The sequence below is a fragment of the Enterobacter sp. JH25 genome (assembly GCF_021725435.1).
GTDB classification, from domain to species: Bacteria; Pseudomonadota; Gammaproteobacteria; order Enterobacterales; family Enterobacteriaceae; genus Enterobacter; species Enterobacter intestinihominis.
On sequence record NZ_CP091319.1, the window covers coordinates 1,818,489 to 1,843,964 of the forward strand.

At 54.9% G+C, this 25,476-nt stretch carries 30 protein-coding genes and 1 other annotated feature; of the genes, 17 read left to right on the top strand and 13 right to left on the bottom strand.

What is annotated here, in order from left to right; translation table 11 throughout:
* Positions 1–21: 21 nt before the first annotated feature.
* The 3 genes from L2Y28_RS08650 to pfkB all read right to left on the bottom strand — a co-directional run bounded on the left by L2Y28_RS08650 (position 22) and on the right by pfkB (position 2,302).
* Positions 22–882: a fructosamine kinase family protein gene (locus tag L2Y28_RS08650; RefSeq protein ID WP_022647830.1), complete on the bottom strand. Its 861-nt coding sequence runs from the start codon at positions 880–882 to the stop codon at positions 22–24.
* A gap of 105 nt (positions 883–987) precedes the next feature.
* The gene (gene ghoS, locus L2Y28_RS08655) at positions 988–1,278 is read right to left on the bottom strand and encodes a type V toxin-antitoxin system endoribonuclease antitoxin GhoS (protein ID WP_003857822.1); all 291 of its coding nucleotides are present in this window, start codon (positions 1,276–1,278) and stop codon (positions 988–990) included.
* Positions 1,279–1,369: 91 nt separating this feature from the next.
* A complete protein-coding gene (pfkB, locus tag L2Y28_RS08660) occupies positions 1,370–2,302 on the bottom strand; it encodes a 6-phosphofructokinase II (protein WP_022647831.1) in 933 nt (310 codons plus the stop codon).
* 17 nt (positions 2,303–2,319) lie between these two features.
* On the opposite strand from pfkB, the gene L2Y28_RS08665 reads away from it, so the two are divergent.
* From L2Y28_RS08665 to L2Y28_RS08675, 3 genes are all read left to right on the top strand, one after another.
* Positions 2,320–2,592: a hypothetical protein gene (locus tag L2Y28_RS08665; protein WP_022647832.1), complete on the top strand. Its 273-nt coding sequence runs from the start codon at positions 2,320–2,322 to the stop codon at positions 2,590–2,592.
* Positions 2,593–2,597: 5 nt separating this feature from the next.
* The gene (locus tag L2Y28_RS08670) at positions 2,598–3,356 is read left to right on the top strand and encodes a YdiY family protein (RefSeq protein ID WP_022647833.1); all 759 of its coding nucleotides are present in this window, start codon (positions 2,598–2,600) and stop codon (positions 3,354–3,356) included.
* A 264-nt stretch (positions 3,357–3,620) separates the two neighbouring features.
* Complete coding sequence (locus L2Y28_RS08675; RefSeq protein WP_032622263.1) at positions 3,621–3,854, top strand: hypothetical protein; 234 nt, start codon at positions 3,621–3,623, stop codon at positions 3,852–3,854.
* 149 nt (positions 3,855–4,003) lie between these two features.
* Here the strand turns inward: L2Y28_RS08675 and yniD are convergent, their stop codons facing one another.
* Positions 4,004–4,111 (bottom strand): small membrane protein YniD, encoded by a 108-nt coding sequence (gene yniD, locus L2Y28_RS08680; RefSeq protein WP_003857815.1) that lies wholly within the window; start codon positions 4,109–4,111, stop codon positions 4,004–4,006.
* A 98-nt stretch (positions 4,112–4,209) separates the two neighbouring features.
* Positions 4,210–4,302: a stress response membrane protein YncL gene (gene yncL / locus L2Y28_RS08685; RefSeq protein ID WP_071785204.1), complete on the bottom strand. Its 93-nt coding sequence runs from the start codon at positions 4,300–4,302 to the stop codon at positions 4,210–4,212.
* Positions 4,303–4,625: 323 nt separating this feature from the next.
* Here yncL and thrS point away from each other — a divergent pair, with 323 nt between their 5' ends.
* The 14 genes from thrS to selO all read left to right on the top strand — a co-directional run bounded on the left by thrS (position 4,626) and on the right by selO (position 17,268).
* On the top strand, positions 4,626–6,554 hold the full coding sequence (gene thrS / locus L2Y28_RS08690) for a threonine--tRNA ligase (RefSeq protein WP_022647835.1): 1,929 nt from the start codon (positions 4,626–4,628) through the stop codon (positions 6,552–6,554).
* 3 nt (positions 6,555–6,557) lie between these two features.
* Positions 6,558–7,100 carry a translation initiation factor IF-3 gene (gene infC, locus L2Y28_RS08695; RefSeq protein ID WP_059443439.1) on the top strand — a complete coding sequence of 181 codons (543 nt, stop codon included), beginning with the start codon at positions 6,558–6,560 and terminating at the stop codon, positions 7,098–7,100.
* 97 nt (positions 7,101–7,197) lie between these two features.
* The gene (gene rpmI, locus L2Y28_RS08700; protein ID WP_001124225.1) at positions 7,198–7,395 is read left to right on the top strand and encodes a 50S ribosomal protein L35; all 198 of its coding nucleotides are present in this window, start codon (positions 7,198–7,200) and stop codon (positions 7,393–7,395) included.
* A gap of 50 nt (positions 7,396–7,445) precedes the next feature.
* Positions 7,446–7,802: a 50S ribosomal protein L20 gene (gene rplT, locus L2Y28_RS08705; protein WP_000124850.1), complete on the top strand. Its 357-nt coding sequence runs from the start codon at positions 7,446–7,448 to the stop codon at positions 7,800–7,802.
* Between the two features lie 117 nt (positions 7,803–7,919).
* Positions 7,920–8,044: a sequence feature (Phe leader region), on the top strand.
* Entirely contained in the window at positions 7,925–7,969 is a 45-nt protein-coding gene (pheM, locus tag L2Y28_RS08710; protein WP_001386830.1) for a pheST operon leader peptide PheM, read from the top strand. Its footprint overlaps the feature before it by 45 nt.
* A gap of 62 nt (positions 8,045–8,106) precedes the next feature.
* Positions 8,107–9,090 carry a phenylalanine--tRNA ligase subunit alpha gene (pheS, locus tag L2Y28_RS08715; RefSeq protein ID WP_022647837.1) on the top strand — a complete coding sequence of 328 codons (984 nt, stop codon included), beginning with the start codon at positions 8,107–8,109 and terminating at the stop codon, positions 9,088–9,090.
* Positions 9,091–9,105: 15 nt separating this feature from the next.
* Positions 9,106–11,493 carry a phenylalanine--tRNA ligase subunit beta gene (gene pheT / locus L2Y28_RS08720; RefSeq protein ID WP_022647838.1) on the top strand — a complete coding sequence of 796 codons (2,388 nt, stop codon included), beginning with the start codon at positions 9,106–9,108 and terminating at the stop codon, positions 11,491–11,493.
* A 4-nt stretch (positions 11,494–11,497) separates the two neighbouring features.
* Entirely contained in the window at positions 11,498–11,797 is a 300-nt protein-coding gene (gene ihfA / locus L2Y28_RS08725) for an integration host factor subunit alpha (protein ID WP_003857805.1), read from the top strand.
* Between the two features lie 103 nt (positions 11,798–11,900).
* A complete protein-coding gene (gene btuC, locus L2Y28_RS08730; protein ID WP_022647839.1) occupies positions 11,901–12,881 on the top strand; it encodes a vitamin B12 ABC transporter permease BtuC in 981 nt (326 codons plus the stop codon).
* 33 nt (positions 12,882–12,914) lie between these two features.
* Positions 12,915–13,466: a glutathione peroxidase gene (locus L2Y28_RS08735; protein WP_022647840.1), complete on the top strand. Its 552-nt coding sequence runs from the start codon at positions 12,915–12,917 to the stop codon at positions 13,464–13,466.
* The gene (btuD, locus tag L2Y28_RS08740; RefSeq protein ID WP_022647841.1) at positions 13,466–14,221 is read left to right on the top strand and encodes a vitamin B12 ABC transporter ATP-binding protein BtuD; all 756 of its coding nucleotides are present in this window, start codon (positions 13,466–13,468) and stop codon (positions 14,219–14,221) included. Before L2Y28_RS08735 ends, btuD begins: the two co-directional genes overlap by 1 nt.
* A 72-nt stretch (positions 14,222–14,293) precedes the next feature.
* Positions 14,294–14,758 carry an NlpC/P60 family protein gene (locus L2Y28_RS08745; RefSeq protein WP_022647842.1) on the top strand — a complete coding sequence of 155 codons (465 nt, stop codon included), beginning with the start codon at positions 14,294–14,296 and terminating at the stop codon, positions 14,756–14,758.
* A gap of 292 nt (positions 14,759–15,050) precedes the next feature.
* On the top strand, positions 15,051–15,764 hold the full coding sequence (locus L2Y28_RS08750; RefSeq protein ID WP_022647843.1) for an EAL domain-containing protein: 714 nt from the start codon (positions 15,051–15,053) through the stop codon (positions 15,762–15,764).
* 61 nt (positions 15,765–15,825) lie between these two features.
* Complete coding sequence (selO, locus tag L2Y28_RS08755; protein WP_022647844.1) at positions 15,826–17,268, top strand: protein adenylyltransferase SelO; 1,443 nt, start codon at positions 15,826–15,828, stop codon at positions 17,266–17,268.
* Here the strand turns inward: selO and L2Y28_RS08760 are convergent.
* The 8 genes from L2Y28_RS08760 to ppsR all read right to left on the bottom strand — a co-directional run bounded on the left by L2Y28_RS08760 (position 17,265) and on the right by ppsR (position 25,395).
* Positions 17,265–18,044: a heme ABC transporter ATP-binding protein gene (locus L2Y28_RS08760; protein WP_022647845.1), complete on the bottom strand. Its 780-nt coding sequence runs from the start codon at positions 18,042–18,044 to the stop codon at positions 17,265–17,267. The two genes, selO and L2Y28_RS08760, sit on opposite strands and share 4 nt — an antisense overlap.
* Positions 18,037–19,029, bottom strand: coding sequence for an iron ABC transporter permease (locus L2Y28_RS08765; RefSeq protein ID WP_022647846.1), 993 nt, complete (start codon positions 19,027–19,029; stop codon positions 18,037–18,039). The genes L2Y28_RS08760 and L2Y28_RS08765 overlap by 8 nt, the downstream gene beginning before the upstream one ends.
* A complete protein-coding gene (locus L2Y28_RS08770; RefSeq protein ID WP_022647847.1) occupies positions 19,029–19,847 on the bottom strand; it encodes a hemin ABC transporter substrate-binding protein in 819 nt (272 codons plus the stop codon). Before L2Y28_RS08770 ends, L2Y28_RS08765 begins: the two co-directional genes overlap by 1 nt.
* On the bottom strand, positions 19,844–20,872 hold the full coding sequence (gene chuS / locus L2Y28_RS08775; protein WP_022647848.1) for a hematinate-forming heme oxygenase ChuS: 1,029 nt from the start codon (positions 20,870–20,872) through the stop codon (positions 19,844–19,846). The genes L2Y28_RS08770 and chuS overlap by 4 nt, the downstream gene beginning before the upstream one ends.
* Before the next feature lie 35 nt (positions 20,873–20,907).
* Positions 20,908–22,890 (bottom strand): TonB-dependent hemoglobin/transferrin/lactoferrin family receptor, encoded by a 1,983-nt coding sequence (locus L2Y28_RS08780; RefSeq protein ID WP_022647849.1) that lies wholly within the window; start codon positions 22,888–22,890, stop codon positions 20,908–20,910.
* A gap of 76 nt (positions 22,891–22,966) precedes the next feature.
* Entirely contained in the window at positions 22,967–23,155 is a 189-nt protein-coding gene (gene hemP / locus L2Y28_RS08785; RefSeq protein WP_022647850.1) for a hemin uptake protein HemP, read from the bottom strand.
* Between the two features lie 209 nt (positions 23,156–23,364).
* Complete coding sequence (gene aroH, locus L2Y28_RS08790) at positions 23,365–24,411, bottom strand: 3-deoxy-7-phosphoheptulonate synthase AroH (RefSeq protein ID WP_022647851.1); 1,047 nt, start codon at positions 24,409–24,411, stop codon at positions 23,365–23,367.
* Positions 24,412–24,561: 150 nt separating this feature from the next.
* The gene (gene ppsR, locus L2Y28_RS08795) at positions 24,562–25,395 is read right to left on the bottom strand and encodes a posphoenolpyruvate synthetase regulatory kinase/phosphorylase PpsR (protein WP_017384644.1); all 834 of its coding nucleotides are present in this window, start codon (positions 25,393–25,395) and stop codon (positions 24,562–24,564) included.
* Positions 25,396–25,476: the final 81 nt, after the last annotated feature.

Consider the following 25,476-nt stretch of genomic DNA (forward strand, 5'->3'; position numbering starts at 1 on the left):
GCGTATTGCCGCCCCCTCCCGCTATGCCGCCAGGATACGGTCCAGCGCCCGCTGGGCATTCACCAGATGACTCCCGCCAAACAAAATCGCCCGGTTTAGCAAGGTGTACAGCTGATAAACCGGCTGACGTTCAAGGAAACCCGCAGGTAACGGCGAGACAGACTGATAGCCATCATAAATTTGCGGCGGCTGTTCAGGGTGCAACGGCAGCATCGCCAGGTCACATTCTCTGTCGCCCCAGTAGCAGGCCGGGTCAAATATATAGGGACCATCAGGCCCAAGCGCGCAGTTGTTCGACCATAAATCACCGTGCAGAAGGGAAGCCTGAGGCTGATGCGAAGCCAGACGCTGCTGAATGTGTTCAACAATCGCGTCGATGTTGCCGAACGCTAGTCCCTTTTCAGCGGCCAGCTCCAGCTGCCAGCCTATGCGCTGCTCGGCGAAAAAAGTCGACCAGCGGCGTTGCCACGCGTTTGGCTGTGGGGTGGTAGAGAGGTCGTTATCGAAATCGAGCCCAAACTGAGGTTGATCGCTCCACTGGTGCAAACGGGCGATCTGTTGGCCGAGAATAAAGGCGTTGTGCGCATCCAGAGGGCGCGCCGGAAGATAGTTCATCACCAGAAAGCTGTAGTCACGATCGCTGCCAACGGCTAAAACCTGTGGAACGTTGACTGTTTTACTGCGCGATAACAACTCAAGCTGATCGGCTTCGGCCGTAAAAATGGGGAGCAATTCGCGCTCATCACATTTCACGAAGAGATCGCGCCCGGCGTAACGTAAATGCCATGCGGCATGGATCTCTCCGCCTGGCAGTTCGTTACGCAGTTCAATTTCACCTTCACCCAGTTGCTCACTTAAAAGATGACTGATAGCCTGCCACATGATGTCTCTCCCATGTTGTCTGCCAGATCATAAAGTTAGCGCAAAACGGCTATAAAAAAACAGGAACTAACGCACAACTGAGCGGTTTAATTTTGTACAGGGCACTTATTGTTCTTTTTTATGCCAGTTTTCCCAGCTATCCACATCAATTTCCGTGGCTTTGTCAGTCACGCTTTCCACCAGGCTACTGGCCAGCGCCTTCACCTCCTCCTGACTCAGCGGGCTTATCAGGCCAAAGGCCAGCGAGCCGAGATCGTGAATATTGCCCTCATCGTCCGTCAGCGTGAGCAGAAAATTCGCCCGCGTGAAAGCGTTGTTGAGTTCATTCAGTTCGGTCAGCGATGCTTCATGAATATTGACGGTTACGACGTAGCGGGTGATATCACCACTGCTCATAATTCACCTCGTTGTTATCCTGAAAGTTTTCTTAGCATAGTCGATAAGCCATATTTGGCGACTTCCCCCTCCACGGGAAGGGGAAGCACGTTCAGCTTCTCGCCAGGTAATCGACAATTTTCTGGGTATCCGCAAGCGAACACAGACGGGTTCCCTGATTGATGGTGGCAGCGCTCCCTGCCGCGACGCCATAGCGTGCCATCTCCAGAAGCGAAGCGCCCTGCGCCAGCTTCAGCACCATCGCGCCAACCATACTGTCACCGGCACCCACGGTACTCTGACTTTTCATCGGTGGTGGAACAACCTGCACGCAGCCCGTCTTGTCGACGGCCAGCGCACCCTGAGGACCGAGAGAGACTACAACGCGATGCGCTTTGCCCGTGCGTACCAGCTCTTCTGCGGCAGTACGCACGTCATCAGGCTGGTTGAGCTCGCGATTGACAAGTGCACTGAGCTCTTTCTGGTTAGGTTTGACAAGTTCAAGTTGTCCGGGCTCTAACGCCGCCTTCAGGGCATCGCCTGAGCTATCGACAATGCAGCGGATGCCGCGCTGGAGCACCGCCTGAACCAGTGCCGTCAGCTTTTCTGTTTTGACGCCCGGCGGCAGGCTACCGCTGATCACCAGCAATGAGCCGCTTTCAATGGTCAGCACTTTCTCTTCCAGTTGACGAAACTCATCATCGCTCAACTTCGCCCCTGGCATCACAAAACGATATTGCTCGCCGCTGGATTCAACATGAACATGCAGGTTTTGCCGGGTCCAGTCTCTGGCGTCAACGGTATCTACTGCAACCTGTTCATCTGCCAGCAGCGCAACCAGATGCTCACCCGTGGCGCCGCCAGCGGGGAAGATGGCGGTTGCTTTTCCGCCGAGATGGGTAATTGCGCGCGCCACGTTAATGCCGCCGCCGCCCGGCTCAAACACCGGCGCGCTACAGCGCAGCTTACCTTCCGGATAGATTTGCGGCGTCATGGTCGCAGAGTCGAGGGAAGGGGAGAGCGTCAGCGTGTAAATCGAAGCCATCATGACCTCCTTTTATCATGGGTTATTTTAAGCCTGGCACCGTTTGGCAGGAAGGCAACGTAAATAACAGTATGATTTTAAAAATGAATGCTGACAAAAAACCTTGGCCGGGTATATACATTAAATCGCGTTTTGGGATCGTTCTTATTCAAAAAATGAAAGAAGAAATTATTGCTATGTTATTTGCGGCTTTTTATAATTTGTTACCTTTCTATGGTCGCCTTGTCATTGATCCGCAAGAAAGTTTCCGAGACCGTGACGGTCTCTTTTTATGTTGTACGGACTCCTAAAATAAATGAAGCTTTTGAAGACAGTACCCGCAGCACTGATGCTGGCGGGTGGCGTATTTGCGTCACTGAATGCAACCGCCGATGATACCGTTTTTACTGTCATGGACGATCCCTCCACTGCCAAAAAACCCTTTGAAGGTAACGTGAATGCCGGGTATCTGGCGCAATCCGGTAACACGAAAAGCTCCTCCATGACCGCAGACAGCACCCTGACCTGGTACGGCAACACCACGGCCTGGTCGCTGTGGGGCAATGCCAGCAACACGTCTGCTAACGATGAACGCTCCTCTGAGAAATACGCGGTAGGTGGGCGTAGCCGTTACAACATGACAGATTATGACTACCTGTTTGGGCAGGCGAGTTGGCTTACTGACCGCTACAACGGCTATCGCCAGCGCGATGTCATGACTGCGGGTTATGGTCGTCAGTTCCTGAATGGACCAGTGCACAGCCTCCGTTTTGAATTCGGTCCGGGTGTCCGTTACGACGAGTACACCAACGGCGAAGATGAAACCCAGCCGCTGGGTTATGCATCGGGCACCTACGCATGGCAAATGACTGACAACGCGAAATTCACCCAGGGTGTGTCGGTGTTTGGTGCTGAAGATACAACGCTGAACTCTGAAAGTGCGTTGAACGTGGCTATCAACGAACACTTTGGACTCAAGGTGGCGTACAACGTAACCTGGAACTCATCACCGCCTGATTCCGCGCCGGAACATACCGATCGCCGAACCACGATTTCTTTAGGTTATAAAATGTAATTTCTTCGGGCCGGGACTATTCTCGGCCTGTTTTTTATTTTTTGAAACTGTGCTTATTTATATTAAACGGCGTTTTGAAATAATAGGCATGCTTTCGTCTTCATAATTTCTCCATAATTAGGCGGCCAGGCCTTATTCAGTTTATTTGACACGATTTGATAAATAATTTGACTAGGCAAAAGTGTGATCCAGATCTACACTTACGGCACAGGCAAAAAACTCGCCTCAGGCATTTCTGCATTAATTAAGTATGAGAACAGAATTATGAAAAAAATCAAAACCGCTACAGCAGCGATGGTGCTTTCCGCACTTTCATTTGGCGTATTTGCTGCTGATAATATGACGCAACCTGCCAGTGACGTTAACAGCCCAGTCGGGATCGCTAAAGCCTCTGATGTTGAAGCAGGCTCCAACATTGCCCCTGGCTCCCAGTCTACCGGCCAGTCAATGAATGATGCATTTGATGTACACAAGCTGGTGGCGGGTGAGTGGTCCTGATATTTCAACTGCCACATGTGATGGAATATATACGCTGTCACAGCCTGGCGAAAACCGGATTATGACGTACCGGTTTTGGACCATAAATTATCGTAAAGATAGTTAAGATTTATTCAGTAAATTCACGGCACGTCTTCGCTGACATAATATTAGCCCCAGATCATCGCGGCCCAGCGCAGCAGCAACATCGCGCCGCAAATAGCGATTAACACCACGACCATTTTCCAGTGCTTAACGGCAAATCTTTTTGTTGGCATAACCCAATCCTTGTCAGTTGATACCCTTAGTCTACCAAAGTCTGCGCCAGAAAGCGCTTTACCCGGGACAACAGGTTATGCCAGAACAGCGGTTCGGCTTAAAACCAGTGGAATCTGTCGGCCAGTATCAATACCAGACCAGCAGCGGAAAGTAGATTCAATATCACAACGGTTCTGCTCGATACATTCATGTGATACCCCTTCGATGTTTAAGGACCAGATCAAGAATAGCTCAGCACTTTCGGATTGCGAGCCCCCGTCAACAAAAGTTCATGAACGCAGACATAAGGATGAGCGGTTCAAATCGGTCGCGGGAAGGTGCATTCGCCCTGTTAATAGTGTTACCATTACGCTGCTTGCCGTAAATCCGCATTTATCTGAATCGGCAGGTGCATGATGACGAACCAATTTGACGATTGTTGGTCAGATGGTTTCGTAATCTACTGTTTAATCACGATTATTTTCTTTGTATATGCTCTTATGTGTGGGGCATCACTGCAAATAAGGATATAAAATGCCTGTAATTACTCTTCCTGATGGCAGCCAACGCCATTTCGACCACGCTGTAAGCCCAATGGATGTTGCACTGGATATCGGTCCTGGACTCGCAAAAGCAACCATTGCAGGCCGCGTAAACGGTGAACTGGTAGACGCGTCCGATCTGATTGAAAGCGATGCAACGCTTGCGATCATCACCGCGAAAGACGAAGAAGGTCTGGAGATCATTCGTCACTCCTGTGCGCACCTGTTAGGTCATGCTATTAAGCAGCTGTGGCCCAACACCAAAATGGCGATCGGCCCGGTTATCGACAACGGCTTCTACTACGACGTTGACCTTGACCACACCCTGGCACAGGAAGATATCGACGCGCTCGAAAAACGTATGCATGAGCTCGCCGAAACGAACTATGACGTCATCAAGAAGAAAGTCAGCTGGCATGAAGCGCGTGAAACCTTCGTGAAGCGCGGCGAGAGCTATAAAGTCTCGATTCTTGATGAAAACATCGCTCATGATGACAAGCCTGGCTTGTACCATCACGAAGAATATGTCGACATGTGCCGTGGACCGCACGTGCCGAATATGCGCTTCTGTCATCACTTCAAACTGATGAAAATCGCAGGCGCCTACTGGCGTGGCGACAGCAACAATAAAATGTTGCAGCGTATCTATGGTACCGCATGGGCCGATAAGAAAGCCCTGAACGCGTACCTGCAACGCCTGGAAGAGGCGGCTAAGCGTGACCACCGTAAAATCGGTAAGCAGCTTGACCTGTATCATATGCAGGAAGAAGCGCCGGGGATGGTGTTTTGGCATAACGACGGCTGGACAATCTTCCGTGAACTGGAAACGTTCGTGCGCTCCAAGCTGAAAGAGTACCAGTATCAGGAAGTGAAAGGCCCGTTCATGATGGACCGTGTGCTGTGGGAAAAAACCGGCCACTGGGACAACTACAAAGATGCGATGTTCACCACTTCGTCTGAGAACCGTGAATACTGCATTAAGCCAATGAACTGTCCGGGCCACGTTCAGATCTTCAACCAGGGTCTGAAATCCTACCGCGATCTGCCGCTGCGTATGGCGGAGTTCGGTAGCTGCCACCGTAACGAGCCATCAGGTGCGCTGCACGGTCTGATGCGTGTTCGTGGCTTTACTCAGGATGATGCGCATATCTTCTGTACTGAAGATCAGGTACGTGATGAAGTTAACGCCTGTATTCGTATGGTCTACGATATGTACAGCACCTTTGGCTTCGAGAAGATCGTGGTCAAACTCTCAACGCGTCCGGAAAAACGTATCGGTAGCGATGAGACATGGGATCGCGCAGAGGCGGATCTCGCCGTGGCGCTGGAAGAGAACGGTATTCCGTTCGAATACCAGCTGGGCGAGGGCGCATTCTACGGTCCAAAAATTGAATTTACCCTGTATGACTGCCTCGATCGCGCATGGCAGTGCGGAACGGTACAGCTGGACTTCTCCCTGCCGCAGCGTTTAAGCGCCTCTTATGTTGGCGAAGACAACGAGCGTCAGGTGCCGGTTATGATTCACCGTGCGATTCTCGGTTCACTGGAGCGCTTCATCGGCATCCTGACTGAAGAGTTCGCCGGCTTCTTCCCAACCTGGCTTGCGCCAGTGCAGGTAGTTGTGATGAACATTACCGATTCTCAGGCGGATTACGTTAAAGAATTGACGCAGAAACTACAAAATGCGGGCATTCGCGTAAAAGCAGACTTGAGAAATGAGAAGATTGGCTTTAAAATCCGCGAGCACACTTTACGTCGTGTCCCGTATATGTTGGTCTGTGGTGATAAAGAGGTGGAAGCAGGCAAAGTTGCCGTTCGCACCCGCCGTGGTAAAGACCTGGGGAGCCTGGACGTAAGTGAAGTGATTGAGAAGCTGCAACAAGAGATTCGCAGCCGCAGTCTTCAACAACTGGAGGAATAAGGTATTAAAGGCGGAAAACGAGTTCAAACGGCACGTCCGAATCGTATCAATGGCGAGATTCGCGCCCAGGAAGTTCGCTTAACAGATCTTGAAGGTGAACCACTGGGGATTGTGAGTCTGAGAGAAGCGATCGAAAAAGCTGAAGAAGCTGGAGTAGATTTAGTTGAAATCAGCCCTAACGCCGAACCGCCAGTTTGTCGTATTATGGACTACGGCAAGTTCCTTTATGAAAAGAGTAAATCTTCTAAGGAACAGAAGAAGAAGCAAAAAGTTATCCAGGTTAAGGAAATCAAATTCCGTCCTGGTACCGACGATGGCGATTATCAGGTAAAACTCCGCAGCCTGATTCGCTTTCTGGAAGATGGCGATAAGGCCAAGATCACGCTGCGTTTCCGCGGTCGTGAGATGGCCCACCAACAGATTGGTATGGAAGTGCTTAACCGCGTCCGTGAAGATCTGAGTGAACTGGCAGTAGTCGAATCCTTCCCAACGAAGATCGAAGGCCGCCAGATGATCATGGTGCTCGCTCCTAAGAAGAAACAGTAAGGCCTTCAAGCAGCAAAATCTGTGGAGCCTTCGGGCCCCATAGGTTTTGTTCGCCTATGTTTCGTTTATTTAACAATGCGAAGTGGAAGTTATTAAAATGCCAAAAATTAAGACCGTACGCGGTGCTGCTAAGCGCTTCAAAAAAACCGGTAAAGGTGGTTTTAAGCACAAGCACGCTAACCTGCGTCACATTCTGACTAAGAAAGCTACCAAGCGTAAACGTCACCTGCGTCCAAAAGCCATGGTTTCTAAAGGCGATCTGGGCCTGGTCATCGCGTGCCTGCCGTACGCATAAGTCGTTAACGTTTAACTTTTTTAACTTAGAATAGATACAGGAGAGCACACATGGCTCGCGTAAAACGTGGTGTAATTGCACGTGCACGTCACAAGAAAATTTTGAAACAAGCTAAAGGCTACTACGGTGCGCGTTCACGCGTATACCGCGTTGCCTTCCAGGCTGTTATCAAAGCAGGTCAGTACGCTTACCGTGACCGTCGTCAGCGTAAGCGTCAGTTCCGTCAACTGTGGATTGCGCGTATCAACGCAGCAGCACGTCAGAACGGTATTTCTTACAGCAAATTCATCAACGGCCTGAAAAAAGCCTCTGTTGAAATCGACCGTAAGATCCTGGCTGACATCGCAGTATTCGACAAAGTAGCGTTCACCGCTCTGGTCGAAAAAGCGAAAGCAGCACTGGCATAAGCCAGTTGAAAGAGGGGGCTTTGCTCCCTCTTTTCATATCGCCTTATCAGAAGATTGACATTTACCCGTCCAGGCTTTTCAATAAGGTCTTAACGGTTTTTACCCTACAAGGTAACGCAAGCATGAATGCTGCTATTTTCCGCTTCTTCTTTTACTTTAGCACCTGACTTCAGGAGGCTAGCGCGTGAAAGATGAAACGAAAAACAGCGCCAGATAAGCCTCCCGATGGAGGCTTTTTTTGTGCCTGAATTTGAGAGATTACGTCCAACAATTCGGTGTCTGCACCGACATAATGAGGAAAACCATGTCACATCTCGCAGAGCTGGTTGCCAGTGCAACGGCCGCCATTAACCAGGCCTCAGATGTTGCCGCGTTAGACAATGTCCGCGTCGAATATCTGGGCAAGAAAGGGCATCTGACCCTTCAGATGACTACCCTGCGTGAACTGCCAGCAGAGGAGCGCCCGGCAGCAGGTGCAGTGATTAACGAAGCCAAAGAGCAGGTACAACAGGCGCTGAACGCACGTAAAGCCGAGCTGGAAAGCGCAGTACTGAATGCGCGTCTGGCGGCAGAAACGATTGACGTTTCTCTGCCGGGTCGCCGTATCGAAAACGGCGGTCTGCATCCGGTTACCCGTACTATCGATCGAATTGAAAGTTTCTTCGGTGAGCTCGGCTTTACCGTGGCGACTGGCCCGGAAATTGAAGATGACTACCACAACTTCGATGCCCTTAACATTCCTGGCCATCATCCGGCACGCGCTGACCACGACACTTTCTGGTTTGACGCCACCCGTCTGCTGCGTACTCAGACATCTGGCGTTCAGATCCGTACCATGAAGGAGCAGGCTCCACCGATCCGCATCATCGCGCCGGGTCGCGTATACCGTAACGACTACGATCAGACCCACACCCCAATGTTCCACCAGATGGAAGGTCTGATTGTTGATAAAAACATCAGCTTCACCAACCTGAAAGGCACACTGCACGATTTCCTGAACAACTTCTTTGAGGAAGATTTGCAGGTTCGTTTCCGTCCGTCCTACTTCCCGTTCACTGAACCTTCTGCGGAAGTTGACGTGATGGGTAAAAACGGTAAATGGCTGGAAGTGCTGGGCTGCGGCATGGTACATCCAAACGTACTGCGTAACGTAGGTATCGATCCGGAAGTATACTCCGGCTTTGCGTTCGGTATGGGCATGGAGCGTCTTACCATGCTGCGCTACGGCGTAACCGACTTACGTGCGTTCTTCGAAAACGATCTGCGTTTCCTCAAACAGTTTAAATAAGGGCAGGAAAGAACAATGAAATTCAGTGAACTGTGGTTACGCGAATGGGTTAATACCACGCTGGACAGCGACGCGCTTTCTAACCAGATCACCATGGCGGGTCTGGAAGTTGATGGCGTGGATCCTGTTTCTGGCGCCTTTACCGGCGTCGTGGTAGGTGAAGTGGTTGAGTGTGGTCAGCACCCTAACGCCGACAAACTGCGCGTAACAAAAGTCAATGTGGGCGGTGACCGTCTGCTGGATATCGTCTGCGGTGCGCCAAACTGCCGACAGGGCCTGAGGGTAGCCGTGGCGACCGTCGGCGCGGTACTGCCGGGCGATTTCAAAATCAAAGCGGCTAAGCTGCGCGGTGAGCCGTCTGAAGGCATGCTGTGCTCCTTCTCTGAGCTGGGCATTTCCGACGATCACTCCGGGATTATCGAGCTGCCGCAGGATGCACCAGTGGGTACCGATATCCGCGAATACCTGAAGCTTGATGACAACACCATCGAAATCAGCGTGACGCCAAACCGTGCCGACTGCTTAGGTATCATCGGTGTAGCCCGCGACGTGGCCGTTCTGAACCAGACCGAACTGAACGAGCCGGAGATCGCTCCGGTTGAGGCAACCATCAGTGATGTGCTGCCGATTCAGGTTGACGCCCCTGACGCATGTCCGCGCTACCTCGGTCGCGTGGTGAAAGGTATTAACGTTAAAGCGCCAACCCCGCTGTGGATGAAAGAGAAACTGCGTCGCTGTGGTATCCGTTCTATCGACGCTGTGGTTGACGTGACCAACTATGTTCTGCTGGAGCTGGGCCAGCCAATGCACGCCTTCGATAAAGATCGTATCGAAGGGGGTATTATTGTGCGCATGGCGAAAGAGGGCGAAACCCTGGTTCTGCTGGACGGCAGCGAAGCGAAACTGAACGCCGACACTCTGGTAATTGCCGATCACAACAAAGCGCTGGCGATGGGCGGGATCTTCGGCGGCGAGCACTCTGGCGTCAACGACGAAACGCAAAACGTCCTGCTGGAATGCGCGTTCTTCAGCCCGCTCTCCATCACCGGCCGCGCACGCCGTCACGGTCTGCACACTGACGCTTCTCACCGCTATGAGCGTGGGGTGGATCCTGCGCTGCAATACAAAGCGATGGAGCGTGCGACTCGCCTGCTGATCGACATCTGCGGCGGCGAAGCGGGTCCGGTTATCGATGTGACCAACCAAGCGGCGCTGCCGAAGCGTGCGACCATTACTCTGCGCCGCAGCAAGCTGGATCGTTTGATTGGTCACCACGTTGCCGATGCGCAGGTGACCGACATTCTGACGCGTCTGGGCTGCGAAGTGACTGAAGGTCAGGATGAGTGGAAAGCCGTTGCGCCATCCTGGCGTTTCGACATGGAGATCGAAGAAGATCTGGTGGAAGAAGTGGCCCGCGTGTACGGCTACAACAATATCCCTGACGAGCCGGTGCAGGCGGGTCTGGTGATGGGCAGCCATCGCGAAGCCGATCTGTCACTGAAGCGTGTGAAAACCATGCTGAACGACAAAGGCTACCAGGAAGTGATCACCTACAGCTTCGTTGATCCTAAGCTGCAACAGCTGATCCACCCGGGTCAGGAAGCGCTGATCCTGCCAAGCCCGATCTCCAGCGAGATGTCAGCGATGCGTCTGTCCCTGTGGACGGGACTGCTGGGTACTATCGTTTATAACCAGAACCGTCAGCAGAACCGCGTGCGTATTTTCGAAAGCGGTTTGCGCTTTGTACCGGATACTCAGGCCAATTTAGGCATCCGTCAGGATCTCATGCTGGCCGGCGCCATTAGCGGTAACCGCTATGAAGAGCACTGGGACCTGGCAAAAGGGACGGTTGATTTCTACGATATGAAGGGCGATCTGGAAGCGATTCTCGATCTGACCGGTAAATTATCCGAAATTGAATTCCGCGCAGAAGCGATTCCAGCCCTGCATCCGGGCCAGAGTGCGGCGATCTATTTAGACGGCAAACGTGTTGGTTTTATTGGGGTTGTTCACCCGGAGCTGGAACGTAAGCTGGATCTGAATGGCCGTACCATCGTATTCGAGCTGGAGTGGAACCCGGTTGCAGACCGCGTCATTCCTCAGGCAAAGGACGTCTCACGCTTCCCGGCAAACCGCCGTGATATCGCGGTTGTGGTCGCTGAAAATGTGCCCGCAGCAGATATTTTGGCCGAATGTAAGAAAGTTGGCGTAAATCAGGTAGTTGGCGTAAACTTATTTGACGTGTACCGCGGCAAGGGCGTAGCAGAAGGTTTCAAGAGCCTCGCTATTAGCCTTATCCTTCAGGATACCAGCCGTACACTCGAAGAAGAGGAGATTGCCGCTACCGTCGCCAAATGTGTAGAGGCATTAAAAGAGCGATTCCAGGCATCATTGAGGGATTGAACCTATGGCGCTTACAAAAGCTGAAATGTCAGAATATCTGTTTGATAAGCTAGGGCTTAGCAAACGGGATGCCAAAGAGCTGGTAGAGCTGTTTTTCGAAGAGATCCGTCGTGCTCTGGAAAATGGTGAGCAGGTTAAACTCTCCGGCTTTGGCAATTTTGATTTGCGAGACAAAAACCAACGTCCGGGCCGTAACCCGAAGACGGGGGAAGATATTCCCATTACAGCCCGCCGCGTGGTGACCTTCAGACCCGGACAGAAGTTAAAAAGCCGTGTCGAAAACGCAACGCCCAAAGCAGAGTAATATGAACTAACTAAAAAGGCCGCTCACGCGGCCTTTTTTCTTTGCGCTATTTGCTAAACCCGCCGTAAAATCAATGATATCTCAACCGGATAACCTATCGTCTATGCTTGATCTTGCCCGTCTTCAGCACCGCTCCGATCTCCGCCGCCTGTGTCTGCTCGGGGTGCTGATGATTGTCGCCACCACCGTCAGCCTGTGTGCGGGCGATCGGTGGCTGGGACCGGAAAGCTGGTTTACGCCTGAGGGACAGCTCTTTGTCTGGCAGATCCGCCTGCCACGGACGCTGGCTGTGCTTTTAGTCGGCGCTGCGCTGGCGCTGTGCGGCACGATCATGCAGGCATTATTTGAAAACCCTCTGGCGGAACCCGGACTTCTCGGGGTGTCGAATGGCGCAGGCGTCGGGCTTATCGCCGCCGTGATGCTGGGGGGAGGCGAGCTCTCCGCCTGGGGGATTAGCCTCAGCGCCATCCTTGGCGCGCTGTTGATAACCCTTATCCTTCTGCGCTTTGCTCGTCGCCATTTATCCACCAGCCGGCTGCTGCTTGCCGGGGTAGCGTTGGGGATCATCTGTAGCGCGCTGATGACATGGGTCGTCTACTTCTCCACCTCTTTCGATCTGCGCCAGTTAATGTACTGGATGATGGGGGGATTTGGTGGCGTTGACTGGCGTCAGGGGTGGCTGATGGTGCTCCTGATCCCGGTCATCCTGTGGACGGCGTTCCAGGCGCAGCCGCTAAATATTCTCGCGCTGGGCGAAACGTCTGCTCGCCAGCTCGGGATGCCGATTGGCTTCTGGCGCAACGCGCTGGTTATCGCCATCGGCTGGATGGTGGGCGTAAGCGTGGCGCTGGCGGGGGCGATTGGCTTTATTGGGCTGGTGATCCCGCATATGCTGCGCCTGTGCGGTATTACGGACCACCGAACCCTGCTTCCGGCCTCGGCGGTTGCCGGGGCGGCAACGCTGCTGATTGCCGATATCATCGCCCGGCTTGCGCTGACGGCCGCTGAGTTGCCGATAGGCGTGGTGACCGCAACGCTGGGCGCACCGGTCTTTATCTGGCTACTATTAAAAGCTGGACGTTAAAACACAACCTGTAAGTCAACCTGAGGGAATGCTATGCAGTCTGATATTCTGAATACCGAAGTGACTACCATTGACGGCGAGAAAACCACGCTGGAAGGCTACAAGGGCAAGGTACTGCTCATCGTGAACGTGGCATCGAAATGTGGCCTTACGCCGCAGTATGAACAGCTGGAAAACATTCATAAAGCCTGGGAAAAAGACGGCTTTACCGTACTCGGCTTCCCGTGCAACCAGTTCCTGGGCCAGGAGCCGGGCAGCGAAGAGGAGATTAAGACCTTTTGCAGCACAACCTATGGTGTGACGTTCCCGATGTTCAGCAAAATTGATGTGAACGGGGACAATCGTCATCCGCTGTATGCCAAACTGGTGGCTGCGGCGCCGACCGCCGTTGCGCCTGAAGAGAGTGGTTTCTATGAGCGTATGGCGAGCAAAGGTCGCGCGCCGCTCTATCCGGACGATATTCTGTGGAACTTCGAAAAATTCCTGATTGGCCGTGACGGTCAGGTCGTGCAGCGTTTCTCGCCTGACATGACGCCTGAAGATCCTATCGTGATGGAATCAATCAAGCTGGCGCTGGCGAAATAATGACGCTGCTGATGCAGCTCACAGGCGTTGCCGGGAAGGGACGTCTTGAGCCTGTTACCGCCGCAGTCAACGCAGGTGAAATCCTTCACCTGGTTGGGCCTAACGGCGCCGGAAAAAGCACGCTGCTGGCGCGCATGGCGGGGCTGACCCGCGGGGAAGGGGAGATTACCTTTCTCGGGCAATCGCTCGTCAACTGGCTACCCTCTACACTCGCCTCCCGTCGAAGCTATCTGGTTCAGCAGCAGGTTCCGCCCTTTGCAATGCCCGTCTGGCACTACCTGACGCTGCACCTGCCTGATAAAAATCAGGTAGCATTGCTCCATGACGTTGCTGCGGCGCTCGGGTTAGACGATAAGCTCACCCGACAGGCCAGCCAGCTTTCCGGTGGCGAATGGCAGCGCGTGCGTCTGGCCGCCGTCATCCTTCAGGTTCATCCGGTGGGAAATCCTCACGGGCGGTTGCTGCTGCTGGACGAGCCGATGAGCGGACTGGACGTTGCCCAGCAGGCAGCGCTGGATACTCTGCTCAGCGCGCTGTGTCGCAAGGGCATCGCCATTGTGATGAGCAGCCATGATTTAAACCATACGTTGCGCCACGCGCATCGGGTGTGGTTGCTGGCGCGTGGCAAACTGATTGCCAGCGGAACGCGCGACAGCGTGCTGACGGCCCCCAATCTTGCGAGTGCTTACCACATGTCGTTCCGGAGGCTGGATATTGAAGGCCACAAGATGCTCATTTCCACGGCGCAGGAATAACCTTTCTTGCACAGCCGCATAGATGCACGCTAAATTACCGAAAGAACAAAAAAAGCAGAGGATTCGTCTGAAATGCGATTCTGGTTTCTCCTTGTTGCGGCGCTATTTCTTGCAGGATGCAGTAGCCATCGTGCACCTCCGCCTAACCCACGGCTTTCCGATTCCATTACGGTCATTGCCAGCCTGAACGATCAGCTCAGCAACTGGCGCGGCACCCCTTATCGCTATGGCGGGATGAGCCGGGGCGGGGTGGATTGCTCGGGATTTGTGCTGATGACTTTCCGCGAGAAATTTGACCTACAGCTTCCGCGTGAAACGCGTATGCAGGCGAAAATCGGCACTGAAATTGATAAAGACGAGCTCCTGCCCGGCGATCTGGTCTTTTTTAAAACAGGTTCCGGTGAAAGCGGCCTTCATGTCGGCATTTATGACACCGATAATCAGTTCATCCATGCCTCGACCAGCCGTGGCGTGATGCGCTCCTCTCTCGATAATGTTTACTGGCGTAAAAATTTCTGGCAGGCCAGGCGTATTTAACCGCTGCATAAAGATGCAGTGCGGAGGGCCTGGCGGTGAAAATAGACGTCAGGCTTTTCTTGCGGGTGGATTAAAGTAAAATTTTTGCCCACTTATTTTTGTCAGCATGTGCCTGTTTTATCTAAAACTGGCTATTATTCAATAACCAGGATAAGATTATTTTAGATTCAGGGAAAAATCTGAAAATTAATACGGAAAGAATGAAATTAATCTTATTAAAATCAAGACAGTGGAATTGTGCCTGCAATTGCTCCAGGATGTTCTCTCTCATCTTTAATGCAGGACAAGGGCGATGATTATTACGCTAGATAATGCTTACCAGTCTGAACTTTTACTCCTTCCGGCGCGTGATAGTGCAGGTTTGCTTAAAGGTTTAGAGATTTTGGTTAACTTTACTGGCGTGGGTACGGACGTACGAATCCCGACTGAACTGGTTATCCCTCATCTTTCTCAGGAAGATGAATTAGTGCTGTTTCAGGAAAAACTGCAATTACTCGATACCTGTAAGCTATTTTTTATTCAGCATCAGTTAATTGCATGGATCAATATTACACCTGCAATTGTTGAGTTTTTATTAACTAATGAGAACGCTGTTTCAATCCTTGATCGTTATCCGTTTCTTGAGTTTACTGTTAATGAGAACTATCCAGGTTTAAATAACGGGAAAGACGATCTTACGCTTGCAAGAATGGCGATCCATTTCCCCTTAGTGCTGGCTAACTTTGGTGCAGGGGCTGCATCCCTTAAACCGGTGTATGATGGTCTGTTCAAACGGGTGATTCTGGATAAAAACTTTATTCATCAGCGCGTCTCGGCGCTCTCTTTCGAGCCTTTTATGCGCGCCATTCTCTGGCAGATCGCGCCGCATTGTCAGTCGGTCATGGTCTCGGGAATTGACGATCACGGCATCTTACAACGCGTGCTGCCCTTCAATTTTGGCGCAATGCAGGGAACCCTGTGGCCTGCCGTCCCGGCAGAACGCGTAACGACCCTCGTTCAGCAATAACCCCTTTCTTCGCCCGTGTTTACGTCAAGGGAAACCCTCTACACTTAAAGCAGGAGGACTTATGACCCTGTCTTTTACTGCTCACTGGCACGATGAATTACCCGGCTTTTACACCGCGCTTAAGCCCACGCCTTTACAGAACGCGCGTCTTATCTGGCATAACGATGCATTAGCGGATTCGCTTGGCATCCCTTCGACACTTTTTCAGCCAGAAAAGGGCGCCGGTGTCTGGGGCGGCGAAACGCTGCTTCCGGGCATGAAGCCTCTGGCTCAGGTCTACAGCGGACATCAGTTTGGCGTCTGGGCGGGACAGCTCGGCGATGGTCGCGGCATCCTGCTGGGTGAACAGGTTCTGCCGAATGGCGAAACGCTCGACTGGCACCTGAAAGGGGCAGGGTTAACACCGTACTCACGCATGGGGGATGGCCGCGCGGTGCTGCGTTCAACCATTCGTGAGAGTCTGGCTTCCGAGGCGATGCATGCCCTGGGGATCCCCACCTCACGCGCGCTGTCCATTGTCACCAGCGACACGCCGGTGGCCCGTGAGACGATAGAGCAGGGGGCGATGCTTATCCGCGTGGCGGAAAGCCATCTGCGTTTCGGTCATTTTGAACACTTCTACTATCGCCGCGAGCCGGATAAAGTCCGCCAGCTTGCCGATTACGCCCTTCGACGTCACTGGCCGCACCTGCAAAACGAACCGGACCGCTATGTTCTCTGGTTCCGTGATATTGTCGCGCGCACCGCCTCAATGATTGCCCGCTGGCAGGCCGTCGGCTTTGCCCACGGGGTGATGAATACCGACAACATGTCCCTGTTAGGGCTGACGTTTGACTACGGTCCGTACGGCTTCCTTGATGACTATCAACCGGGTTACATCTGTAACCATTCGGACTATCAGGGGCGTTACCGTTTCGACAACCAGCCTGCGGTGGGGCTGTGGAACCTTCAGCGGCTTGCGCAAAGCCTGTCGCCGTTTATCGACGTCGATGCCCTGAACGATGCGCTCGACACCTATCAGGAGGTCTTGCTGCGGGAATATGGTGTGTTAATGCGCAACAAGCTGGGGCTGATGACGCAGGAAACAGGCGATAACGCGCTGCTGAATGGGCTGTTTGCCATCATGGCGCGTGAAGGCAGCGACTATACTCGAACCTTCCGTATGCTGAGCCAGACTGCGCAGCAGAGCGCCGCTTCACCGCTGCGTGACGAGTTCATCGATCGACAGGCGTTTGATGACTGGTTTGCCGCTTACCGGGCGCGTTTACAGCAGGAACAGATTGATGACGATACCCGCCAGGCGCGGATGAAGGCGGTTAACCCGGCGATGGTGTTGCGCAACTGGCTGGCGCAGCGGGCTATTGAGCAGGCAGAGCAGGGGGATTATGCCGAGCTGCATCGGCTGCATATCGCCCTGCGCACGCCGTTTGCCGACCGGGAGGATGACTATGTCAGCCGCCCGCCGGACTGGGGCAAGCGACTGGAAGTGAGCTGCTCAAGCTAAGGGGCGAGAAAAACCTGCGGTGCGGCGTGCGCCGGATGTCTGCCGACGTGCACCTGCGCACCGTACCAGCGCGCCAAAGCGTCGGCCTGCAATACCGTCTCCGGTATGCCCTGAGAAACAATCCTGCCGTTGTGTAACAGCAGGATCCGGTCCGACCATAACGCGGCGAGATTAAGATCGTGCAGCACCACGCAGACGTGAAGATGACCCAGACGGGTCAGCGATTTCAACAGGCGCAGCAGATGCTGCTGGTGGTAGAGATCCAGCGCTGAAGTGGGTTCGTCGAGAAACAGCCAGCCGCGCGGCGTTCCCTCACGCCACAGCTGCGCCAGCGCGCGGGCGAGCTGAACGCGCTGCTGCTCGCCCCCCGAGAGGGAATGATAACGTCTGCCAGCCAGCGGCAGGCAACCGGTCAGCTGCATCACCTCACGCACAATCGACGGTTCAGGTTGACGCGACCAGGGCGCACGCCCCATTCCAACGATCTCCTCCACCAGCCAGTCAAATCCAGGCTGAGTATGCTGACGCATCACTGCCCGATAGCGGGACAGCGTCTCCGGGTGCCATTCATCCAGCGCTTTCCCCGCCAGCGAACAGCCGCCGCTGTCGGGTTTCAGGTAGCCGGTCAGCAGCCGCAGCAGCGTGGATTTCCCCGCGCCGTTGGGACCGATCAATGTAACCAGCTCTCCCTGCGACAGTGACAGCGAAACGTTATCTGTCAGCGTGCGGCCAGACCGGGTAAAAGTCAGATTTTCAGCCGTATAACGTTCAGCCATGCTGTTCTCCACGACGAAAAATGAGCCATAAGAACCAGGGGGCGCCAAGGATGCTGGTGAGCAACCCGACCGGCATTTCTGCCGGGGCGACCAGAGTGCGGGCTACCGTATCCGCCACCAGCAGCAGAAAAGCGCCCGCGAGAACCGTGCCGGGGAGGGTTGCCCGGTGATCGGCGCCCAGCCACATGCGCATCAGGTGCGGCACCACGAGTCCGACAAAGCCAATCACGCCGCTGACGGCGACAGCCGCAGCGACCAGCAGAGCGCTGCATAACAGTAATATTCGCTGTACAAGGGCAACGTCCACGCCGAGATAATGCGCTTCCTCTTCACCCAGTTGCAGTAAATTTAACGCGCTGGCACAACGCCAGATCGCCAGAGCGGCAGGCACCATCAGCGAGATCACGGCGAGCAGCGTTGACCACTGCGCCTGACCGAGACTACCCATTCCCCAGAGTGAAAGCTGACGCAACTGGGCGTCATTGCTGACCCACGAAAGCACACCCACTGCCGCACCGCACAGGGCATTGATGGCGATACCCACCAGCAACAGACGTGACAGAGAGGTGTCACGCTGCTTGCTGAGCAGGAAGATCACGCCTGTGGCTGCCAGCGCCCCAAAAAATGCCGCCAGCATCGGGGCATAAAGCATCACCAGCGCGGGCAGCGAGAGCGGGAGCACCACCCACAGGGCGACGGCCAGCGCCGCACCGCTGCTGATCCCGAGCAGGCCCGGGTCGGCCAGCGGATTGCGGAACAGCCCCTGCATGACGCAGCCGGCGAGCGCCAGCGACCCGCCAATCACCAGCGCCAGCAGCACGCGGGGCAGACGGATGGTGAGCCAGATCTGGCGTAGCGTCTCATCGCTGCCGCTCCACAGCACGTTCACCGGCAGGCGTAACGCCCCAAAACCGGAAGCCATGAACGTCATGACGGTAAGCAACCCCGCCAGAAGCCATAACGATAACGTGATGCGCCGGGACATCAGGGCAGTTGCTCCGCTCTGGCACGCAGCTGTTGTATGGCTTTCGGCGTGCGGACGCTGAAGCCCAGCAGGGCCATGTCATCAATAGCCAGCACCTGCTTGCTTCGCCCCGCTGGCGTTTGCGCCAGGCCGGGCAGTTTCCACAGATTTTGTTCGCCGCCCAGCGCGTTAAGGCCGTCCTGCGAAATCACCACCAGATCCGGCTGGCTGGCCATTACCCCCTCCTGGGAGAGCGGCTGATAGCGGGTAAAGCCCTGCATGGCGTTCTGCAACCCGGCGGCGCGTATTGCCGCATCCGCGCCGGTCTGTTGCCCGGCCGCCATTGCGGTCATTCCGCCGTGGCTGAGGATAAACAGCACCCGCTTGTTGAGCGGTGTTGAGGGCAGAGCCGCCAGCGCCTGACGCAGCGAGTTGCGCAGGGTTTCCCCTTGCACCTCATGATGCGTCGCCTGAGCTATCACTCGCACTTTTTCGTCAATCGTGCGCAGGTCAGGCGTGCCGGGAACGGTAACTACCCGGACGTGGCTCTGTTCAACCTGTTTCAGCGCCAGAGAGGGTTGCGCCTGGTCGCTTGCCAGCACCAGCGTCGGGCGTACGGACAGAATTCCCTCCGCATTCAGCTGGCGGAGATACCCCACGTCAGGCAGCGCGTTTGTCGCCTGCGGCCACTGGCTGGTACTGTCGCGCGCAACCAGAGAAGACTCCGCGCCGAGGGCGTAGACGATCTCCGTCACGTCGCCGCCGAGGGCGACAATTCTCTCCGGCGCGGCGACGGTGACCAGCGGCAGGGCGCAGAGCAGGGCAAACCAGTTTTTCATGCGGCCAGCCCTTCTGGCGTCAGAGCGTCAATCTGGCGGCGCCACTGGCTCTGCTCCGGCTCGCCTTCGGTACGCTGCCCATAGAGCTGGGCGATCTGAGTTCCATCCGCAGCAAACAGCTCCAGGCTGGTAACGTGTCCGTCTGCCGTGGGCTTACGCGTAACCCACGTCTCCGCGATAGTCTCCTCCAGCAGATGCAGGGTAAAGGTTGGGTTGAAGATGTTCAGCCAGCCCTTCATGGGCGTCAGTTTTTCCACCACACCGGTGAAGATCTGCACGCAACCGCGGTTGCCGACGAAGATCATGATTTCGTTTCCGTCCTGTTGCGCCCTCTCCAGCAGTTGTGCCAGCGCGCTGTTATCCACCTTACAGGCCAGATCGTCACTCACCAGACGAAACGCCTGCTGGCGGCTCAGGTTATGGCGCTTCAATAAGCTAAAGAATTGATGCACGTCGGTCATGGCGCGCCACTCTTTCTCCACCGAGCCTGCATCTGCACCGTCGGAATGCGCGGGGGCTTCGACAGCCTTCAGCGCCAGAGCGGGGTTATCGGCAATGATAAAACGGGTCAGGACGTCGCCCCAGGCAGCAACGTCGGTGTGATCCGTGGTGTAGACCTTCAGTAAAGCGTCGCCCTGATGATCGAAGAACTGAATGCTCTGACGTTCGCCGCGGGAGGTCGTTTCGCTAATGTGAAACGCGCTCGCCCACTGGTTGAGGAACAAACGCAGATCCAGCGCGCGCGGATTCAGCACCAGCCCGGCATGACCGCCGAGGTGCTGGTGAGTAAACGCTCCAACCTGTTCGTGAACGGCGTATTCGTTACGGCAGATGCATTTGGTTTCCCCCACGGACTCCAGCGCTGCCAGAATCTCGCGGATTTCACCGCGCAGCCGCCAGGCGTCGTGTCCAACGCGCGCAAATGCCAGCTCTGCTTCGCTGATGTGCATTAATCCGGCGATATCACGGGCGTACTTACCCGCATGTTCTTCTTTAAGCTCAAGCCAGCGTGTGTAGTGACCCATAATCTTATCCTTCTGAATCGTTGCCCCGAAGGGAATTACCATTGATAACTGACGAAGATCTTGCCGTTGCGGCCATCCTGCGGGATGCCCTGCGGTGACCAGTAGGCTTTGTCGAAGGCGTTCCCCAGCACGAGGGTGGTGGTGATGCCTTTGAACTGCTGCTGGCCTTTATAACTGACGTAGAAATCATTTACTGCGTAGCCAGGCTGCTCGCTGTAGCTGCTGCTGATGTGCGTTGAACGTTCGACGAAGGTGCCGATCCAGCCCACGGAGAAGCCGCTTTGCGCCACCGGGATATCCAGCTTACTGGTGACGGTGTCCGGGTTGATGCTGGAGATATATTCACCCGTGTCGGTATCTTTCCCGCGCGTGCGGTTATAGGCCACGTCGAGGTTGAACAGGCTGGTGGCGTAGGTTGCCATCATGTCCCAGCCCCAGATTTTGGCATTTGGTACGTTATAGGACATGGTAGTGGCCGCCGCAAAATCGACGGTGGTAGAGATGTAATCTTTCGCTTTTGTGTCGAAATAGCTGGCTTTGAACTCCAGCGCGTCGTTGGCGAGTAGCAGATCGTCAAAACGCAGCCCAAAACCGAACTCCTGGGTTTCGTTGGTCTCCGGACGCAGGTTCGGGTTCGGCACCCAGTAGTTAGTGTAGAAGCTGCCGATAGAGAAGTGCTTTGAGTCGTTATACATTTCGCCCATCGTTGGCGCGCGGAAGGCCTGGGCGTAAGAGCCGAACAGCATCAGCCAGTCGGCTGGACTCACGGTTAACCCGGCGCGTGATGACCATTTATCCGCATCCACGTCGTCGTAACCGTCGCTGCTGCCGCGGTAGTTGTCGTAACGCGTCCCGCCGAGAAGCGTTACCGGCAGGTCGCGCAGGGTGATCTCATCCTGCAACCAGCCGGAGCTGAAGTCGATTTTAGCGTCCGGGAAGCCGGTGGTCGCGCCGCCAGGGTGTTGCTCCTGACGGTAGTATTCCCCGCCATAGGTCAGCAGGTGCGAGGCGAAGGAGTCGCTGAACAGGCGGGTGCGGTTTTCCACTTTGCCGCCTTTGGTGGTCTGCTTACGGAACTCGCCGCTGGCGTCGATGTTCTGGGCGTTGATCCGCGCTTCGGACCAGTAAATTTTCGCATCGGCGTTCAGCCAGTCGTTTCCGGCTGGCGCAATGCGGTAGCCAAGCTGGGCATCGCGCTGAATGGTGGAACGATCGGTCATCGGGTTACTGCTGCTGGCATCCGTGGTCTGCGGGTTTTTCGGCTCCTGCGCGTCGTTGTTGTAGTAGCGCAGGGAGCCGCTCAGCGTCTGAGCCGGATCAATTTTCCAGCTGCCTTTCGCCAGCATATTGTTGATAGATTCGTCGTTTGGCGCCCTCGCGCCGTCACTCTGGCGAATGTCGCCGCGATCGCGACTGGACCAGGAGACCACACCGTCCAGGGTATCGGTGCGGCCATAGGCGCTGGCGCCCATCCCGATGCTGTGATCGCCCGTTGCACCGGTAGCAAATACGCGATAGCCGCTATTTTTACCTGCGTCCAGCAGATCGCTGGCGTCGACGGTGTCATATGAAATTACGCCGCCCAGCGCGCCGCTGCCGTACAGCAAGGCGGAAGGGCCACGTACCACTTCGATACGTTTGATCAGCGCCGGATCGAGGAACGTGCTGTTCAGGTGTCCGGTATCGGTGCCCTGGCGTACGCCATCCACCAGCACCAGCACGCCACGTCGGTCGTAACCGCGCAGGTTAACGTCCTGACCGTTGGTGCGCCCGGTGCCGTCCAGCGTCAGGCCGGGCACCTTGCGCAGCAGGTCGGCGGCGGAGCTGGCGGTCTGGTTTTCCGGCGCGGTGGCGTCAATCACGCTTACCATCATGGGGGCTTCGAAGGCGCTGCGGGCGTTGCCGGTGGCGGTAACGGTGATATCGTCTGCGGCGGCAAACGCAACGCCCGGCAGGGTGCTGACAATTGCCAGCGCCAGAAGAGACGGGCGTAAAGACGTGGATTGCAGGTGTGGCATAGCAACTCTCCATAAGAATTGAAAAGCGCTGGCTGCCTGGGGATCACCTGGGTGGCTGGCGAATGTGTTGTCTGGATTATTTAGTCAGGATCAGTTTTCCGGCATTGGTCTGGCGCAGCAGGTAGTGCTGGCCGTCATGCTCGATAATGACCCGTCCCTCCTCACCCAACAGGCTTTTGCTGTCGATTCGGCGATCGGTGGGAGCAGGGGACGGCGCTGTGTGTGTTTTTACTGGCGTTGCCGCGCTGTTATCGGTCGGTGACATAATGTTTATAAATAACAATCAATGTAACAATGATAATCATTATCAATAAACTGCAAATTCACGGCAAGCGTTTTTATGAAAATTGTGTGACGGGATCAAATTTGGGGGAGAGGTGCGGTCTGATGCCCTCACCCCGACCTTCTCCCATGGGGAGAGGGAGAAGGGCACGTACCGTAGGCCGGGTAAGCGCAGCGTCACCCGGCAGGATTTTAAAAGCGCGTGTCCACGGCTGAAGCCAGCTTCTCCAGCAGCCGTTCGCTGTCTTCCCAGCTCAGGCACGGGTCGGTGATCGACTGGCCGTACACCATTTGCTGTCCGGCGACGATCTTCTGCGTGCCTTCTTTGATAAAGCTCTCCGCCATAATTCCTGCAATGGCGGTCGAGCCGCTGCGGATCTGCTGGCAGACTTCATCGCAGACGTCCAGCTGGCGGCGGTGCTGTTTCTGGCAGTTGCCGTGGCTGAAATCCACCACCAGATGCTCCGGCAGGTCAAATTCCGCCAGCGTTTCGCAGGCGGCGGCAATATCTTCTGCATGGTAATTCGGTTTTTTACCGCCACGCATAATGATATGTCCGAACGGGTTGCCGCTGGTCTGGTAGATGGTCATTTGGCCGTTTTTATCCGGGGAGAGGAACATATGGCTGGCGCGTGACGCGCGGATGGCATCAACGGCGATGCGGGTATTGCCGTCCGTTCCGTTTTTGAAGCCCACCGGGCAAGAGAGCGCCGACGCCATTTCACGGTGGATCTGGCTTTCGGTGGTACGCGCGCCAATCGCGCCCCAGCTAATGAGGTCGGCAATAAACTGTCCGGTCACCATATCCAGAAATTCGGTAGCGGTCGGCACGCCCAGCTCGTTAACCTGTAGCAGCAGCTTACGCGCCAGCGCAATGCCGTGATTCACCCGGTAACTACCGTTCAGATCGGGATCGGATATCAATCCTTTCCAGCCCACGACAGTACGCGGTTTTTCAAAGTAGGTACGCATCACGATCTCCAGGCGATCCTGATACGTGCCGCGCAGCGTCTGAAGGCGTTGTGCATAATCCATCGCCGCGTCCAGGTCGTGGATGGAGCAGGGGCCAATTACTACCAGAAGACGTTTGTCTTCACCATTGAGAATTTTTTCGATGCGGCGACGGGAGGCCGTAACATGGTCCGCCACCTCGTCGGAAACGGGGTGCAGCCGGGCCAGTTCAGCCGGGGTGACCAGGCTATCAATGCGCGCGGTGCGCAGTTCGTCGGTTTTGTTCATGGAATGTCTCAGAAATTTTTTGCTTCATCGGCAGACTACCGGGAAGTGATGGGCATCACCTTAAACCAATCCCTGCTGATTTCAAGTTCGGGGCACGTCGCCCCGAGGATGGCATGATAATAACTGAAACTGGATTAATGTACTAGCATATTAGTACATGCGGCGATTCAGTCCCATGATATCGAGGATCTTGGTGGCAATTTCTTCTACTGAATAGTTGGTACTGTTCAGCCAGGGGATTTGATTTTTCCGGTACAGCGCTTCGACTTCGGAGACTTCCATTCGGCACTGGCGCATTGAGGCGTAGCGGCTGTTCTCGCGACGTTCTTCGCGGATCGCCGCCAGTCGTTCCGGGTTGATGGTCAGCCCAAATAGCTTATGCTGAAGCGGCTTGAGCGCGGCAGGCAGCACCAGGTTGTCCATATCATCGGCAATAAAGGGGTAGTTAGCGGCGCGAATGCCAAACTGCATTGCCAGGTAAAGGCTGGTGGGGGTTTTACCGCAGCGCGACACGCCTAGCAAAATGACCTGCGCCTGGTCCAGATTGCGCAGCGAGATCCCGTCGTCGTGCGCCAGAGTGTAGTCAATGGCGGCAATACGCGCATCGTATTTGGTCAGGTTGCCGGGGTTCAGCCCGTGGGTACGGTGAGCGATCGGCGTCGGGTCGAGCTTCAGCTCGCTTTGCAAGGGTGCAACCAGCGCCTGCACGATATCCTGACAGAAGCCCTCGCTTTGCAGAATGATGTTGCGGATCTCAGGGATCACAATGGAATAGAACACCAGCGGACGAACACCGGTCTGCTGGTAAATGGCGTCGATCTGGTCCTTGACCGCTTTGGCCCGGCTCTCGTTTTCCACGAACGGCAGCGTGATGCTGTTTATCGACACGGGAAACTGCGACATCACCGCGTGTCCCAGCACCTCGGCGGTAATCGCCGTCCCATCAGAAATATAAAAAACGTGGCGATCGACAGCATTATCCATTTTATCCACCCTGAATAGCGTACGTAATTGCCTGAAAGCATAAATTAAAAAAGTTAATTGCACAGCAAAGAACTTATCTGA

Excerpts from the sequence above, each read along its gene's own strand:
- L2Y28_RS08760 (WP_022647845.1), bottom strand. The coding sequence starts at position 18,044 with ATGGCTGAACGTTATACGGCTGAAAATCTGACTTTTACCCGGTCTGGC.
- L2Y28_RS08780 (WP_022647849.1), bottom strand. The coding sequence starts at position 22,890 with ATGCCACACCTGCAATCCACGTCTTTACGCCCGTCTCTTCTGGCGCTG.
- L2Y28_RS08770 (WP_022647847.1), bottom strand. The coding sequence starts at position 19,847 with ATGAAAAACTGGTTTGCCCTGCTCTGCGCCCTGCCGCTGGTCACCGTC.
- ihfA (WP_003857805.1), top strand. The coding sequence starts at position 11,498 with ATGGCGCTTACAAAAGCTGAAATGTCAGAATATCTGTTTGATAAGCTA.
- rplT (WP_000124850.1), top strand. The coding sequence starts at position 7,446 with ATGGCTCGCGTAAAACGTGGTGTAATTGCACGTGCACGTCACAAGAAA.
- rpmI (WP_001124225.1), top strand. The coding sequence starts at position 7,198 with ATGCCAAAAATTAAGACCGTACGCGGTGCTGCTAAGCGCTTCAAAAAA.
- ppsR (WP_017384644.1), bottom strand. The coding sequence starts at position 25,395 with ATGGATAATGCTGTCGATCGCCACGTTTTTTATATTTCTGATGGGACG.
- hemP (WP_022647850.1), bottom strand. The coding sequence starts at position 23,155 with ATGTCACCGACCGATAACAGCGCGGCAACGCCAGTAAAAACACACACA.
- yncL (WP_071785204.1), bottom strand. The coding sequence starts at position 4,302 with ATGAATGTATCGAGCAGAACCGTTGTGATATTGAATCTACTTTCCGCT.
- btuD (WP_022647841.1), top strand. The coding sequence starts at position 13,466 with ATGACGCTGCTGATGCAGCTCACAGGCGTTGCCGGGAAGGGACGTCTT.
- L2Y28_RS08745 (WP_022647842.1), top strand. The coding sequence starts at position 14,294 with ATGCGATTCTGGTTTCTCCTTGTTGCGGCGCTATTTCTTGCAGGATGC.
- selO (WP_022647844.1), top strand. The coding sequence starts at position 15,826 with ATGACCCTGTCTTTTACTGCTCACTGGCACGATGAATTACCCGGCTTT.
- L2Y28_RS08735 (WP_022647840.1), top strand. The coding sequence starts at position 12,915 with ATGCAGTCTGATATTCTGAATACCGAAGTGACTACCATTGACGGCGAG.
- pheS (WP_022647837.1), top strand. The coding sequence starts at position 8,107 with ATGTCACATCTCGCAGAGCTGGTTGCCAGTGCAACGGCCGCCATTAAC.
- pheT (WP_022647838.1), top strand. The coding sequence starts at position 9,106 with ATGAAATTCAGTGAACTGTGGTTACGCGAATGGGTTAATACCACGCTG.
- L2Y28_RS08675 (WP_032622263.1), top strand. The coding sequence starts at position 3,621 with ATGAAAAAAATCAAAACCGCTACAGCAGCGATGGTGCTTTCCGCACTT.
- L2Y28_RS08750 (WP_022647843.1), top strand. The coding sequence starts at position 15,051 with ATGATTATTACGCTAGATAATGCTTACCAGTCTGAACTTTTACTCCTT.
- pfkB (WP_022647831.1), bottom strand. The coding sequence starts at position 2,302 with ATGGCTTCGATTTACACGCTGACGCTCTCCCCTTCCCTCGACTCTGCG.
- L2Y28_RS08765 (WP_022647846.1), bottom strand. The coding sequence starts at position 19,029 with ATGTCCCGGCGCATCACGTTATCGTTATGGCTTCTGGCGGGGTTGCTT.
- thrS (WP_022647835.1), top strand. The coding sequence starts at position 4,626 with ATGCCTGTAATTACTCTTCCTGATGGCAGCCAACGCCATTTCGACCAC.
- L2Y28_RS08665 (WP_022647832.1), top strand. The coding sequence starts at position 2,320 with ATGGGTTATTTTAAGCCTGGCACCGTTTGGCAGGAAGGCAACGTAAAT.
- chuS (WP_022647848.1), bottom strand. The coding sequence starts at position 20,872 with ATGGGTCACTACACACGCTGGCTTGAGCTTAAAGAAGAACATGCGGGT.
- ghoS (WP_003857822.1), bottom strand. The coding sequence starts at position 1,278 with ATGAGCAGTGGTGATATCACCCGCTACGTCGTAACCGTCAATATTCAT.
- yniD (WP_003857815.1), bottom strand. The coding sequence starts at position 4,111 with ATGCCAACAAAAAGATTTGCCGTTAAGCACTGGAAAATGGTCGTGGTG.
- L2Y28_RS08650 (WP_022647830.1), bottom strand. The coding sequence starts at position 882 with ATGTGGCAGGCTATCAGTCATCTTTTAAGTGAGCAACTGGGTGAAGGT.
- aroH (WP_022647851.1), bottom strand. The coding sequence starts at position 24,411 with ATGAACAAAACCGACGAACTGCGCACCGCGCGCATTGATAGCCTGGTC.
- btuC (WP_022647839.1), top strand. The coding sequence starts at position 11,901 with ATGCTTGATCTTGCCCGTCTTCAGCACCGCTCCGATCTCCGCCGCCTG.
- L2Y28_RS08670 (WP_022647833.1), top strand. The coding sequence starts at position 2,598 with ATGAAGCTTTTGAAGACAGTACCCGCAGCACTGATGCTGGCGGGTGGC.